We start from the raw sequence: 13,909 nt of genomic DNA on the forward strand, positions 1-13,909 counted from the left end.
ATAAAAAAACAAAGGTGTTATTAATGGTAGATTATCTAGTATTCTTCGGTTTAATATTAAGCAGTTTTATCATATTTTATATGCACAATCCAAGAGAAACATCGCATCCACAAGATATGGAATTCAGAAAATGTGAGAGCCCTATCGAACGTCGACTATATAGAGCATTGAGACATAATGGTTACCAACTGGAAACCCAAGTTCCTTGTGGACCATACCGAATTGATCTCGTATTACGTGCTTACAAGATTGCAATTGAATGCGATGGAAAATTATTTCATTCTTCAGTAAAACAAAGAGAGCATGATCGAAGGAAAAATGCTTATTTAAGAAAAAGCGGATGGAAGGTAATGCGTTTTAGTGGTCGACAAATAAATAATAAAATGAGCCTCGTTCTATATCAAATAGAAAAAGAAGTAAACGTGAAGTGAACATATATTCTTTAAAACAATATAGTGAAAGTAGAATAGGCGCTATCTGATCCCTACAATAATGTCATTCTTTTTATTACATCGATTACTAGACCCTTCCCCTTGATTCTAAAAATGCAAAAGAAAAAACCCTTGCTTCCGCAAGGGTTTCCATTGATGGAGCATAGCGGGCTCGAACCGCTGACCTCTACACTGCCAGTGTAGCGCTCTCCCAGCTGAGCTAATGCCCCGTATTATGTTGTTCATTGTACAACAAACTGTTCTTCCAGCTAGCTTTCATTATACTGAAACGGCTTACATCCATCAAGTACTATTCTCCAATAATATGCATTTTGGGCTGCCCTATTACATATCAAAAAAGAACGCCGCTCCAACGACGTCCTTCCTCTATTATCGTTTCCCCGCTCCCGATTCAAGTGCAACGATCGCTCTCACCAGAATAGAACCGATGATGCTATAAATAATCAGTGCAAACACTGCCGAGAACTCAATCACAAATTGATCCCCGAATTCTCGTGTCGGGAAGATATTTCGAAACGGATAGAGCAGTGGTTCTGATAAGTCATAAATCAACTGCACGAAAGGCGCTGAGGGGTTCGCGCTGAACAGCGTCAGTAAGATGCGCAGCCCTATGATTGCTTCTACGATGCCTACTATAAAACGAATGAGCGCTATTAAAAATGACGGTTTCCGTCTTTGTTCCATTGTTATCACCCTTTTGACCAGTCGTCTCTTTCCTTTACCCCGTTTGAAGCTCGTGCACACGTGTCGTTTTTTTCCAGTAATAAGTGGACATAATGGGGATGAGAAGGGAGACGTTCTACTTGAATTTTCGAGATGTTATTAATTATATATCGCGCTATCCACTTATATTACAGTTAGGATTTCTTATTGTCTTCATTTTATGCTTCATGGGTTTTATCATGCATTTGATCGAGCCGGAGATTTTTCCGAATATCTTTGAAGGGATCTGGTGGGCGATCGTGACGGCTTCGACGATCGGGTATGGGGACGTTTCACCTGAAAGCAGGTTAGGTAAAGTTGTTGCTATGTTCTTTATTATGTTTGGTGCAGGATTTATGACGTTTTATATGGCGAAACTTGCGTCAAGCTTTGTTCTTTCGCAAAGTGCATTGAGCAGAGGGGAACGGAGCTATGAAAAGAGCAATCATTTGATTGTGGTCGGATGGAATTCAAGAAGCAATCATACGATCAATCATATGCTTCAGCATCAGCCAGAACGCTCGATTGTGTTGATCGATTTTTCACTACATGAAAATCCGCTTCAAGCAGAAGGCGTTCATTTTGTCAGAGGAAATCCTGGGGAAGATGCGACGTTCAAGAAAGCGAATTTAAATGAAGCAAAGACGGTTTTGATAACGGCGGACCAGTACAAGAGTGAGCTTGAAGTTGATATGCAGACGATGTTGACGCTTCTTACTGTAAAAGGAATCAATCCTGATGTGTATACAATCGTTGAGATTCTATCACCTGAACAAATGGCCAATGCAAAGCGAGCTGGGGCTGATGAAATTATTGAGAGTGCGCACCTACTTAGTACAGTGATGATCAATAGCGTCTATTCTCATGGTATTTCAACAACGCTCCTCGAGATGCTGGATCACTTAAAGCCGAATCAGCTTGGGTTTCTTAATGCAGAGGGATATGTCGGAGAATCGTTTTGTGATGCAGCACAGCGGATGAACGAAGAGGATATTTTACTCATTGGAGTAAAAAGGGGCTCTGAATTGATGATGAACCCCACTCCTTCTACGACGATCGATAAGGAAGATCGCCTGTTTGTGATTCACACATAAGGCATAAGCGCAGCCTCGAGCTGCTTCACATAGCGTTCACCATATTTCATCCACTTCTCGTCAATTTCAGCGTCCTTATCGACAGGTTCCTGAAACTGATTGAACGAAGCGGTGATGTTCCCAATGTTTCCGCCCGGGTCGACGCCAGCCTGATACATATGGTGAAGCATGAACGGCTGACCGATCTGGACGATCGCGCCATCCACACCAAGCTCTTTCTTCACAGCTCTGATTGGAACACGGAGATACAAGTACCCGTCTTCATCATCGATTTTATAATCAAAGTAACCGTGGTCATACTCCCAGCCACCGCCGTAGCTATAGCCGAGCTGTCGTAATTTATCTTCCATAATGCTGAGTTCAATCGTTTTTCCTTCAAGTACGGAGTCCATCTCAATCATGGTCTCTTCCTCCCTGTATAAGTGGTCTACGTTTATCGTATCCAAAGACAGAGAAATTCATGTGATGATAAAACAAAAGAGAGTGCCTCGGCACTCTCTTCGCTAATTATTTATTTCCCATCGAGTTTAAACGATCTTCAAGCTCAGCTTTTTCTTTTTCGAATCCTGGCTTCCCTAGAAGAGCGAACATGTTCTTCTTGTATGCTTCTACTCCAGGCTGATCGAATGGATTCACGCCTAGAAGGTAACCGGATACCGCACATGCTTTCTCGAAGAAGAATGCAAGGTAACCGAAGTGGTAAGGAGTAAGCTCTGGGATGTTGACGATCAAGTTCGGTACGCCACCATCTGTGTGTGCAAGCAACGTTCCTTCGAACGCCTTCTGGTTCACGTAGTCCATCGTTTCACCAGCAAGGTAGTTCAGCTTATCAAGGTTCTTGTCATCTTCTTCGATCGTGATCTCGTGACGTGCTTTCTCTACGTTAAGAACCGTTTCGAATAGGCTGCGACGTCCGTCTTGAACGTATTGACCCATCGAGTGAAGGTCAGTTGAGAAGTCAACGGATGCTGGGAATAGCCCTTTGTTGTCTTTTCCTTCACTTTCGCCGAAGAGCTGCTTCCACCACTCAGCAAAGTAGTGAAGAGATGGCTCATAGTTCACAAGAAGCTCGATGTTGATGCCTTTGTTGTATAGAGCATTACGAACTGCCGCATACTGGTACGCTTCGTTCGACGCAAGGTCAGGTGTATTAAGATCATCTGCAGCGTCTTGTGCACCTTTCATCATGTCTTGAATCGAAATGCCGCTTACTGCGATTGGAAGAAGTCCAACAGCTGTTAGGACAGAGTAACGTCCACCAACGTCATCAGCAATAACGAAGCTTTCATAGCCTTCTTCGTCTGCAAGTGTTTTAAGAGCACCTTTCTCTTTGTCCGTTGTCGCATAGATGCGTCTTCTTGCTTCTTCAACGCCATACTTTTCTTCAAGGAACTTTCTGAAGATACGGAATGCGATCGCAGGCTCAGTCGTTGTACCTGACTTAGAAATCACGTTAACGGAAACGTCTTTTCCTTCAAGCAGACTGAAGAGATCTTTCACGTACGTCGAGCTTATATTGTTTCCTACAAAGAAAACTTGAGGTGTTTTGCGCTCTTCTTTTGCTAGCGTGTTATAGAAAGAGTGGTTTAACATCTCGATCGCAGCACGTGCACCAAGGTATGAGCCACCGATTCCTACAACGAGAAGAACGTCAGAATCTGATTTGATTTTCTCTGCAGATTTTTCGATGCGAGAGAATTCCTCTTTGTCATAGTCATGAGGAAGTGTGAGCCAGCCTAGAAAGTCATTTCCAGCTCCTGTTTGGTTATGTAGTGCTTCATGCGCAGCTTTTACTGCATCCGCCATGTATGTTACTTCATGTGCGCCGACAAACGACAATGCTTTTGAATAATCAAAACTTACTTTTGAAGTCATGGTTAGCCTCCAATATCGAATTTTGTTCGTTATAGATGTTCACCTTCACTTTATCGAAAGAAGAATTTTAAATCAAGAAGACTGACCCATGTAAGCGATTACGCTTTGAAATTTTCTTTAAAAGGGCTTTCCACTTGCTAAAATTAACTACTTAAGAAAGATATTTCAAGCTGCTTTTCCAAACGAAAAGACCGTTCTGATCGAACGGCCTTTCTACATTTTTTATAGTGAAGCTTTTAGAATCGCCATAACATCATCACGCTCAAGTGATTTAAAGTTACCGAAAGCACCATTTGCCATCGCGCGATCTGCGATTAAATCTAGCTTGCTGTCATCGATGTCGTAGTCAGCTAGTCTGTTTGGTGCACCAAGGCTTGTCCAGAATTCGCTTAGCTTATCGATTCCTTCAAGAGCGATGTCGCGATCTGTTTTACCTTCTTCACTAACGTTTAGCACGTTAACTGCAAGACGCTTGAATTTTTCTACGTTCACTTCAAGGTCATGTTTCATGAGGTTAGGGAATAGGATTGCGAGACCACCCGCATGTGGAATATCGTATACAGCTGAAACAGCATGCTCGATATTGTGAGCAGCCCAGTCACCGCGAACGCCCATTTGTAAAGACTGATTAAGAGCAACTGTACCACTTAGCATAATTGTTGCGCGAAGATCGTAGTTCTTTGGATCTTCAAGTAGCTTAGGTGCTGCATCTTTAATCGTGTTCAGTACAGAAAATTGCATGTTTTCTTGTAGCTCTGTGTCCGTTTCGGAATGGAGATATTGCTCAAGTACGTGAGACATCATATCCACCATACCGTAAACCGTTTGGTCTGTTGGTACAGAGTACGTATGCTCTGGATCTAAGATTGAGAATTGAGGATGAACGAGTGGGTGACCCCAGCCGTACTTCTCATTCGTTTCCCAGTTTGTGATAACAGAACCTGGGTTCATTTCAGATCCAGTTGCTGCAAGAGTTAGAACCGTTCCGAACGGAAGTGCAGCTTCAGGAGCAGCTTTCTTCGTTACGAAGTCCCACACATCGCCATCGTATTTTGCACCAGCAGCGATCGCTTTCGTGCAGTCGATCACACTACCGCCACCAACAGCAAGAATGAAATCGATGCCTTCGTTCTTACAGATCTCGACACCTTTGTGTACCGTTGTAAGACGCGGGTTCGGTTCTACACCGCTTAGCTCAGAAACCTCTGCGCCAAGCTCGTTCAATATATTCATCACGTTATCGTAAATACCGTTCTTCTTAATGCTTCCTCCGCCGTAAACGACTAAGACACGCTTACCGTATTGCGGTATTTCTGTCTTCAGGGCCTCTAGTTGCCCTTTTCCGAAGATTAGTTTCGTTGGGTTTTGAAAAGTAAAGTTATTCAATGCTTTCTCTCCTTTCAAGCTAAATCACGTCTTATTATGCCTTAACTCTGTACTAAAATAAAGAAATCTGTTTGGCAATATTTTTTGTGAAAGGTATAACATTTCAAATTGGAGTTATCTTATACAAGAACACCTATGTAGAACTAAAGGAGGTATACTCATGAGTACTCTACAACGATTTACTCTTGCACTTGTTATTATTGGAGCGATCAACTGGGGGCTGATCGGTTTCTTCCAGTTCGACCTTGTGGCAGCCATCTTCGGAGGGCAGAACACGGCACTGGCTCGAATCGTGTATGGTCTTGTAGGACTTAGTGGTCTTTATTGCTTAACACTCTTATTCAAGCCAACAGAAGAACTATCAAGAGAACCTGATCGTTCCACAACCTAAAAAAGAAGGCAGCCATGTTGGCTGCCTTCTTCGTTAATCATTACTTCTTAAGACGCTTGTTAAGTTGCGCTTGACGGTCGTTAGACTCTTTCAACCAGTCTTTTAGCTTGTCTTCAAGCGTGTTGAAACCTTGTGGAGAAGAAGCTTGTTGCTGTTGCTTCTTGTTACCGCCGCTAGCTGGACGAGGTTTCTTTTCTTGTCTTTCAGGTTTCGGCTGAGTAGCACGGATAGAAAGAGAGATCTTACCAGAATCTTCTTCTATGTTAAGAACTTTAACTTTAACTTCGTCTCCTACTGAAAGATGTTCTTCGATTTCTTTTACGTAGCCGTGAGAAATTTCAGAGATGTGAACAAGACCTTGCTTTTGGTCATCGATTGCTACGAAAGCACCAAAAGGCTTAATACCTGTTACCTTCCCTTCTACGATATCACCGACGTTATATTGTTCTGCCATGAAAACACTCCTAACAAATTTTTTCAACTTAACTAGTATAACACAGATTTCCTTCTAAAACAAAAGACACGATTTGTACTCACTAGAATCATACCGTTCATAATAGGGAATATCAAGAGAGAGAATATGGCGTTTCTCAAACTTTTTTCAAAACTATTTTAACAAGAATATCCGCTATAAATCCAGTCATACCTGCTTTACTGCGAAGTGGTAAATCATAACAGAATTTTTTGATATTGACGCTGGATGAACTGTTGGCTATAGTGTGTAAATGCGACTTATTACAATAGAGGTGACAATATGAGTACGAACGAGCAATGGTCTTCCCGCTTCGGGTTCATCCTAGCATCAGCAGGATCAGCAATCGGGCTCGGTGCGCTATGGAAGTTCCCTTACATGGCAGGTACGAATGGCGGAGGAGCTTTCTTCCTTATTTTCTTACTTTTCACATTCTTAGTTGGAGCGCCTATGCTCCTTGCAGAATTTGTAGTAGGAAGACATTCACAAAAAGATGCGGTAGCGTCTTACGAAGACATTTCAGGAAATCCAAAGTGGAAAGCACTCGGATACCTTGGAGTTGTAGCTTCATTTATCATTCTTTCGTTTTATAGCGTTATCGGCGGTTGGGTTTTAACATACTTACTAAGAAGTTTCTCAGGGTCACTAACTGGCCTCGAAAATGACGTGTATGGCTCTCTATTTGAATCCATCATCGGAAATCCAGCAACCGCTCTGTTATCCCAGGCGGCGTTTCTAGCCATTACGATTTCTGTTGTTCAATTCGGCATTAAGAGAGGAATCGAAGCAGCGAGTAAGTACATGATGCCAGCACTTTTTATCCTTTTTATTGTACTTGTTGTTCGATCTCTTACACTTGAGAACGCGATAGAAGGTGTGGCTTTCTTCCTTCAACCAGATTTCTCAAAACTGACTGCTGAAGGCGTGCTCGATGCACTTGGCCAGTCATTCTTTGCTCTGAGTGTCGGGATTTCCCTTATGGTAACGTACAGTTCTTATCTCGATAAGAACTCGAATATTACAGGATCGGTCTTCTCCGTTGTAGGCTTGAACATTTTTATTTCGTTTCTTGCAGGTCTCGCGATTTTCCCAGCCGTATTTTCATTTGGCTTCGAACCTTCGAGTGGACCTGGACTGATCTTCACCGTACTACCAGCCGTCTTTAATCAGATGGCGTTCGGAAACCTTTTCCTAGGTACGTTCATGGCACTGCTTTTGTTCGCAACGTTAACCTCGGCGTTCTCTCTGCTCGAGATCATCGTTTCGACTGTCACAAAACGACAAGGAAATCGGAAAAAAGCAGCTTGGATCTCTGGGTTCTTCATCTTCCTTCTTGGAATACCTTCTGCCCTTTCGTTCGGGGTATTTGCGGAAGTCTCTCTTTTGGGAAGAGGGATATTCGATGTGATGGATTTTCTTGCGAGTAACTTGCTGATGCCGATTGGCGCATTATTCATCTCAATCTTCGTATCGTGGAAGATGAAAAAAGACATCCTTGCGAATGAAGTGATGATGAGCTCAAAAATCGGAAAAACCATTTTCCCGATCTGGTACGTACTGATTCGCTATTTTGTCCCAGCTGCGATCACGATCGTACTGATTACATCACTACTTTCATATTAATTTACGAAATCATGTATAAAAGACGGAGTAAATGGCTATAACAGTATTATTAAGCTATCTATATTCCCCCTTATTGATGACGAAGCGTATGCTTCGTCTTTTTTTTTGCTCATAATCAGCTCTCTTTTAAGCCAAACTTATGATACAGAGTATAGGAGGGAGGACGAGGGAACATGTTCGTACAGTCTAAAGAAACGATCGATATACAAAATGTGACGATTTCGTATGAGTATTATCGTGCAAATAAGCCAGATGCAGACACGCTCGTGTTCATCCACGGCTTTCTTTCATGTTCATTTAGCTTTCGAAAACTCTTTCCTCTCCTCTATACGGATTTCAACCTTCTCTGCTTTGATTTACCCGGGTTCGGTGAAAGCGAGAAAATCAGTTCGATCCACTACTCGCTTCATGAATACGCGAGCCTTGCAAATGACTTGTTGGAAAGGTTCAACATCGAGAAAGCCATTTTGATCGGTCATTCCATGGGTGGGCAAATCGCACTTCGTACATGCATCCAACACCCAGAACGGGTTAAAAAGCTTATTCTTCTCTGCAGCTCAAGCTACATTAAATCGTCATCGCTGCCACTGAGACTGTGCTCGTATCTCCCTTTTTTCCCTTTTTGCCTCAGTATCGGCATGAGTTCGATCAACATCCAAAAGAACTTTCAACACCTTGTCTATGACCATAAGCTCCTCACGCAAGAGGTGATCGATGGGTATACAACGAGTTTTAGTGAAAAAGGATTTTACAATGCCCTTGCCAAATTGGTTCGAGAACGTGAAGAAGATCTGTCTACGAGTACGCTTAATAAGATCAATTTTCCAATCCTGCTCATTTGGGGTGAAGATGATCGTCTCGTCCCTTTGCGTGTAGGTGAACGAATGAAAAAGGATTTACCTGATGCTGAACTTCTCGTTTTTCCACATACAGGCCATCTCATATCAGAAGAGCATCCTGAGAAAACCGCAGATGCCATCCGATCGTTTTTGGCAAAATAAATACCGCTCCATAAGTTGGAGCGGTTACTTGTCTGTAACTAATTGTGTTTCATCTTTAAGAAGGATGCTCAAGAACCCTGAAGTGATTAAAAACGCAGCAGGTATAATATAAAAGACGGATAAAAAGATAATGCCTCCTACTGCTGAAACTAGCAAACAGAATCCCCCGACGATCGGACGTGATCTCACGAGATAGCAACCGCTGATCGCCACAATAGGAAAAAGAAACGCGATTATAGATGAAAGATCTTGTAAGTGAAATAGAGGTATAATATCGAATCTGGAAAGCACTGCTGCAATGACACTCAAAACACTACCAGCTAGTGCCAGTCTAAACATGCGTTTTTGTTTCATTCTATTCCCTCTCTCGTATTCGGAAGCTGAGTCATATAAACTAATTCGATTTAACCGTCGTTCATCCTGCCTTCTTTATCTACATTCATCTATTTTATCATGAAATGTGTAGGAGCTAGAGGTAGAATTAGAAACATAACATGCATTAAATCATCGAATTGTTCTTATTTCCATTTTAGTAGTTATCTTACAATTAAGCACTAGCTATTCGGTAATTTCTTATATAATTCGTCAATATTTCCAAGGAAATGACGGATTAAAATTGCTAAACTCATCCATTTTTCGCATTACCTTAAAAGATGTTGCGTATCTCTCCAAGACATAAATCTACCATCTTCCATTCAAAAATGATATAACACAAACAAAAGATTTTTTCGCTATAATAAATGAGAGATTAATTGAGGGGATTTTCACATATGACGTTCCGTATTTTAATAGCGATCACATTCCTTATTCTCGCCGGTTGCCAATCGAATCAGAATTCAGAAGAAACGATCACGATCGCTGTTGCTTCTAGTTTAAGTGATGCGATGGAAGAAGCGATCGAAACTTACGAGAAGACAAATGACATTGATATCTCCCTACACGTTGCTTCTTCAGGGGTACTAGCGAATCAGATCAAACAAGAAGCGCCGGTTGATGTATTTGTTTCTGCCTCAAGCGAACATTTCAGCGCTGTTAAAGATGACATTGACGCTTCCTATCGAACAGAACTTTTAAGTAACTCTTTAGTTCTTATTTCTAAAAAGAATTCACCGATTACCGAATGGGATGACCTTTTCTCTTCAGAAACGAAAAGAATCGCGATTGGGACGCCTGAAACGGTTCCAGCAGGTGCATATGCAAAAGAAGCCCTCACCTCGTTGGGCATTTGGAACGAACTAGAGGAAAAGCTAGTCTACGGAAAAGATGTTAGACAAGTTCTTACATATATCGAAACAGGCAACGCAGAAGCAGGAGTCGTCTATAGTAGTGACCACAAGGTTTCAAAGGATGTTAAGATTGTTTCTGAAGTACCCGAAGAACACTATTCACCGATCACGTATCCTGCTGGTGTTGTGAAAGATGCACCGGAAGCTGCTCAAGCATTCTTCACCTATTTAAAAAGTGATCAAGCGATGCAAACATTTGAAAACTATGGATTTAAACGAAACGAGTGATTCACGTGCCCTCTTCTTTTATCGATCCTATCCTTATCTCTTTAAAAATCGCGACTGTATCAACGGTCATCGTTGCGATTCTTGGCGTAGCCGTTAGTCGTTTTATGGCGAACCGAACGTTTCGGGGAAAAAGTATAGTCGATACACTGCTCATGCTCCCCCTCGTCCTGCCTCCTTCTGTTGTCGGATTTCTCCTGTTAATTGGATTTGGAGCAAGCAGTCCCGTCGGGAGATGGATCGAGGCGATCTTTCACCATCCGCTCGTCTTTACCTGGCAAGCTGGCGTTCTAGCGTCAAGTGTCGTGGCGTTTCCACTCATGTATCAAACGGCACGAATTGGCTTTGAAGCAATCGATTCGAATTTAGAGGATGCTGCAAGGGTTGACGGAGGTGGGAGATGGAACGTTCTATGGTATATTTCTCTTCCGCTCTCATTGAATGCACTGCTATCAGGGGTCATTCTTAGCTTCGCCCGTGCATTAGGAGAATTCGGGGCAACGCTGATGTTCGCAGGTAACCTGCCTGGTAAAACTCAGACGATGCCAACAGCGATCTACGTGGCCATCGATTCTGGAAAAATGGGATTAGCATGGTCATGGGTCGCGATTACAATTCTGATCTCGATGGTGATGCTGTTACTTAGCTACCGCGTAAGCGCGAGGACATAAAAAAGGTGACGGGCACTCGTCACCTTTTTACTTATTTCTGCTGGTGAAATGGATTACCGCTGATCACTTTTCTTGTATCATCTGTAAGTTTGAATGGTGGTTTGATTTCGCCGCCGGACGTATTAGAGGGAAGAACAGAGCTACCATCATAATGGATCGGTTTGTCGTTCATTCAATCGCCTCCTTGCGTTTTATCAGTACACGTTAATCTTCCATATCTTTTACAAATCCCCTCTTTTCTACACACAACTTTTTACTTCCAATTTAAGATCATCCATCATAAAAAGACGTTCCTTGGTTAAGGAACGCCCTTACATTAGAGTTGTAGCTAAGTAAATCACCACTGGCATTGTCACGAGACTCGATAAGGTTGAAACTAACGTGGCACTCGAGACATTCTGAGGTTCAGTTTGGAATTGGATCGCATACATCGTTGTGTTTGCAGCTGTTGGTGTCGCTGCCATGATGATCATGATTTGTTTTGTCATTGTATCCACTGGCATCAGTAAGACGATTCCTGTTGCGATGACAGGTGCGATCATTAGTTTTAGAGAAAGAGCAGTCGATAGTTTTCGCCAGTCGATCGATTTCACGGTGATATTACGAAGTTGCATACCGAGCGTTACCATGATGACTGGAATTGCAGCATCCGCAATCAAGTCGACACCGCCTGCAATTGTGCCAAGTGGGACGTTTAACCATTGAAACAGCAAGCCAACGATAGCGCCATACACCATCGGCATTCGCCGCACTGCTCGAAGCGCTGCCTTGAATCCATCATGATCTGGACTACCTTTCGCAGCATAATAAACGCCGAGCGTACTCATCAAAAGCTGCTGTAGAACCATTAATACAATGGCCGTTTCCATTGCAACTGTTCCAAATAAAAACAGGATGAGTGGGGTTCCGTAGTTTCCGTTGTTCATAAAAGCGCTCGATAGGACAAGTCCGCAACGCTCAGATTCTGTGAAGCGATAGATTTTCGATAGAATGCTAACGATTGCGATCAATGCAAAACAGAGTCCGAGCATATAGAGTGAAAGATATCCATAAGACGAGTCGATTTCCTGCTCATAAAACGTTCGAAACACTAAGATTGGTACGAGGACATAAAGCGCGAGTCTTGATAATACTTTCGTCTCAAGTTGCAGAAAACGCTGCGCAACATACCCAACACCAAACACAAAAAAGATCGGTAACAAAATCGTGATGATCGACATACTCATTCTCCTTCACCTTGTAACGCATCCACTACTGATAAAAAGGGATCCAAAGTAATGGATCCCTTTCCTTCTACCCGTTAAACACGACGATTTTTTCTTCTGTCATTTCTTCGATTGCGTAACGTGGTCCCTCTTTTCCAGTTCCACTCTTCTTTACGCCACCGTATGGCATATGATCAACCCGGTATCCTGAGGTATCGTTGATGATTAGTCCACCAACGTGAATCTCATTGATCGCTTTTAGGGTGAATGCTAAATCGTTTGTGAATAGACCTGCTTGAAGACCGTACTCCGAATCGTTTACACGAGCGATTACTTCGTCCTCTGACTTGTACGTACTCACAGCAACCACTGGACCGAAGACCTCCTGACGACAAACTTTCATATCATCGTTCACGTTTGTGAGAATCGTAGGTTGATAGAAGACACCGTCTCGTTTTCCACCGGTTTCAACTGATGCCCCTTGCTCGATCGCTTCGTTCACCCATCCCTCAACACGAATCGCTTCACGCTCTGCGATCATCGGACCGATATCCGTTGCCTCATCCATTGGGTCACCGAGGACCAACCCTTCCGTAACTTCCTTCATTTTGTTCAGAAATGGTTCGTAACGATCCTCATGAACATACACGCGCTGAACAGAGATACAAACTTGACCCGCGTTGTTAAAACTCTTCTGTGCTGTTAGCGTTGCTGCCGTTTCGATGTCAGCATCGTGGTGAACGATCGTCGCCGAGTTGTTACCAAGCTCGAGTGAGACATTACGAAGTCCTGCTTTCTCCCGAATGTACTGTCCTACACGTGGACTTCCTGTGAATGTAAACATGTTCACGTCTTGGTTTGCGATCAACCATTCACCGACAGTCGAACCTTCACCTGTTACAAGATTCAATCGACCAGCAGGAAGACCAGCTTCTTCCATGATTTCAGTTAAGAGAATCGCACTCACTGGGGTCACTTCTGCTGGCTTTAGAACCACACTGTTTCCCGCCGCAATCGCTGGACCGATTTTGTGACAAACGAGATTAAGAGGAACGTTAAACGGAGTGATCGCCGCTACGACACCGATTGGAAAACGTCTTGTAAATGCCTGACGTTGTTCAGAGCCAGGAGCTGATTCAACCGGAATCCCTTCACCGTGGATACGTTTCGCTTCTTCTGCAGATACTTCAAGCGTAAGTGCCGCACGTCCGACTTCACCTTTACACTCCGCAAGCGGTTTCCCTACTTCTTTAGCGAGCACTTCACCAAGCTCATCCTGACGAGCACGTAAGGTTGCGGCTGCCTTGATCAATACAGTATAGCGGTCATATGGTGAAAAAGGGGTTTTCAAAGCTTTTTTAGCTGCCTGGACTGCGTCGTTAACGTCCTGTTCTTCTGCTGCAGCTGTTTTTGCGGTAACTTCTTGCGTGTATTTATTTAATACATCCTCTGTCTGTGTTTTTTCTCGCCAATCGCCATTAATGTACAAGCCATATGTACGTACTGAAGTTTGTGTGCTCATCGAT

General features: G+C 43.0%; 16 protein-coding genes and 1 tRNA gene. 7 read left to right on the top strand and 10 right to left on the bottom strand.

What is annotated here, in order from left to right; genetic code table 11:
- Nucleotides 1-23: 23 nt before the first annotated feature.
- Nucleotides 24-431, top strand: coding sequence for an endonuclease domain-containing protein (locus tag ACXAHI_RS08490; RefSeq protein WP_474847160.1), 408 nt, complete (start codon nucleotides 24-26; stop codon nucleotides 429-431).
- 157 nt (nucleotides 432-588) lie between these two features.
- On the opposite strand, the gene ACXAHI_RS08495 is transcribed toward ACXAHI_RS08490, so the two are convergent.
- Together ACXAHI_RS08495 and ACXAHI_RS08500 are read right to left on the bottom strand one after the other, a co-directional pair.
- Nucleotides 589-661, bottom strand: a tRNA-Ala gene (locus ACXAHI_RS08495).
- Nucleotides 662-821: 160 nt separating this feature from the next.
- On the bottom strand, nucleotides 822-1,136 hold the full coding sequence (locus ACXAHI_RS08500; protein WP_270179827.1) for a YggT family protein: 315 nt from the start codon (nucleotides 1,134-1,136) through the stop codon (nucleotides 822-824).
- 119 nt (nucleotides 1,137-1,255) lie between these two features.
- Between ACXAHI_RS08500 and ACXAHI_RS08505 the strand changes: the two genes are divergently transcribed.
- Nucleotides 1,256-2,248, top strand: a complete 993-nt coding sequence (locus ACXAHI_RS08505; protein WP_474847161.1) for a potassium channel family protein — start codon at nucleotides 1,256-1,258, stop codon at nucleotides 2,246-2,248.
- Here ACXAHI_RS08505 and ACXAHI_RS08510 read toward each other — a convergent pair.
- From ACXAHI_RS08510 to ACXAHI_RS08520, 3 genes are all read right to left on the bottom strand, one after another.
- On the bottom strand, nucleotides 2,239-2,649 hold the full coding sequence (locus ACXAHI_RS08510) for a YugN-like family protein (protein WP_270179828.1): 411 nt from the start codon (nucleotides 2,647-2,649) through the stop codon (nucleotides 2,239-2,241). The genes ACXAHI_RS08505 and ACXAHI_RS08510 overlap by 10 nt on opposite strands.
- Nucleotides 2,650-2,755: 106 nt before the next feature.
- Complete coding sequence (locus ACXAHI_RS08515; RefSeq protein ID WP_474847162.1) at nucleotides 2,756-4,123, bottom strand: glucose-6-phosphate isomerase; 1,368 nt, start codon at nucleotides 4,121-4,123, stop codon at nucleotides 2,756-2,758.
- Between the two features lie 222 nt (nucleotides 4,124-4,345).
- A complete protein-coding gene (locus ACXAHI_RS08520) occupies nucleotides 4,346-5,509 on the bottom strand; it encodes an iron-containing alcohol dehydrogenase (RefSeq protein ID WP_474847163.1) in 1,164 nt (387 codons plus the stop codon).
- A 160-nt stretch (nucleotides 5,510-5,669) separates the two neighbouring features.
- On the opposite strand from ACXAHI_RS08520, the gene ACXAHI_RS08525 reads away from it, so the two are divergent.
- Entirely contained in the window at nucleotides 5,670-5,900 is a 231-nt protein-coding gene (locus ACXAHI_RS08525) for a DUF378 domain-containing protein (protein WP_270179831.1), read from the top strand.
- A gap of 40 nt (nucleotides 5,901-5,940) precedes the next feature.
- Here the strand turns inward: ACXAHI_RS08525 and yugI are convergent, their stop codons facing one another.
- Nucleotides 5,941-6,354, bottom strand: a complete 414-nt coding sequence (gene yugI, locus ACXAHI_RS08530) for a S1 domain-containing post-transcriptional regulator GSP13 (protein ID WP_270179832.1) — start codon at nucleotides 6,352-6,354, stop codon at nucleotides 5,941-5,943.
- Between the two features lie 300 nt (nucleotides 6,355-6,654).
- On the opposite strand from yugI, the gene ACXAHI_RS08535 reads away from it, so the two are divergent.
- Both ACXAHI_RS08535 and ACXAHI_RS08540 read left to right on the top strand, forming a co-directional pair.
- Nucleotides 6,655-7,995: a sodium-dependent transporter gene (locus tag ACXAHI_RS08535; RefSeq protein ID WP_270179833.1), complete on the top strand. Its 1,341-nt coding sequence runs from the start codon at nucleotides 6,655-6,657 to the stop codon at nucleotides 7,993-7,995.
- A 173-nt stretch (nucleotides 7,996-8,168) separates the two neighbouring features.
- Complete coding sequence (locus tag ACXAHI_RS08540; RefSeq protein ID WP_474810697.1) at nucleotides 8,169-8,996, top strand: alpha/beta fold hydrolase; 828 nt, start codon at nucleotides 8,169-8,171, stop codon at nucleotides 8,994-8,996.
- A 24-nt stretch (nucleotides 8,997-9,020) separates the two neighbouring features.
- On the opposite strand, the gene ACXAHI_RS08545 is transcribed toward ACXAHI_RS08540, so the two are convergent.
- Nucleotides 9,021-9,350, bottom strand: coding sequence for a hypothetical protein (locus tag ACXAHI_RS08545; RefSeq protein ID WP_270179835.1), 330 nt, complete (start codon nucleotides 9,348-9,350; stop codon nucleotides 9,021-9,023).
- A gap of 416 nt (nucleotides 9,351-9,766) precedes the next feature.
- Between ACXAHI_RS08545 and modA the strand changes: the two genes are divergently transcribed.
- Together modA and modB are read left to right on the top strand one after the other, a co-directional pair.
- Nucleotides 9,767-10,510, top strand: a complete 744-nt coding sequence (gene modA, locus ACXAHI_RS08550) for a molybdate ABC transporter substrate-binding protein (RefSeq protein WP_474847164.1) — start codon at nucleotides 9,767-9,769, stop codon at nucleotides 10,508-10,510.
- Nucleotides 10,511-10,515: 5 nt separating this feature from the next.
- Complete coding sequence (gene modB, locus ACXAHI_RS08555) at nucleotides 10,516-11,178, top strand: molybdate ABC transporter permease subunit (protein WP_474847165.1); 663 nt, start codon at nucleotides 10,516-10,518, stop codon at nucleotides 11,176-11,178.
- Between the two features lie 31 nt (nucleotides 11,179-11,209).
- On the opposite strand, the gene ACXAHI_RS08560 is transcribed toward modB, so the two are convergent.
- From ACXAHI_RS08560 to ACXAHI_RS08570, 3 genes are all read right to left on the bottom strand, one after another.
- The gene (locus ACXAHI_RS08560) at nucleotides 11,210-11,350 is read right to left on the bottom strand and encodes a hypothetical protein (RefSeq protein WP_474847166.1); all 141 of its coding nucleotides are present in this window, start codon (nucleotides 11,348-11,350) and stop codon (nucleotides 11,210-11,212) included.
- Nucleotides 11,351-11,489: 139 nt separating this feature from the next.
- Complete coding sequence (locus ACXAHI_RS08565) at nucleotides 11,490-12,398, bottom strand: AEC family transporter (protein WP_474848117.1); 909 nt, start codon at nucleotides 12,396-12,398, stop codon at nucleotides 11,490-11,492.
- Between the two features lie 73 nt (nucleotides 12,399-12,471).
- The gene (locus tag ACXAHI_RS08570; RefSeq protein ID WP_474847167.1) at nucleotides 12,472-13,905 is read right to left on the bottom strand and encodes an aldehyde dehydrogenase family protein; all 1,434 of its coding nucleotides are present in this window, start codon (nucleotides 13,903-13,905) and stop codon (nucleotides 12,472-12,474) included.
- Nucleotides 13,906-13,909: the final 4 nt, after the last annotated feature.

Source organism: Anaerobacillus sp. ABD4_527 (genome assembly GCF_056160805.1).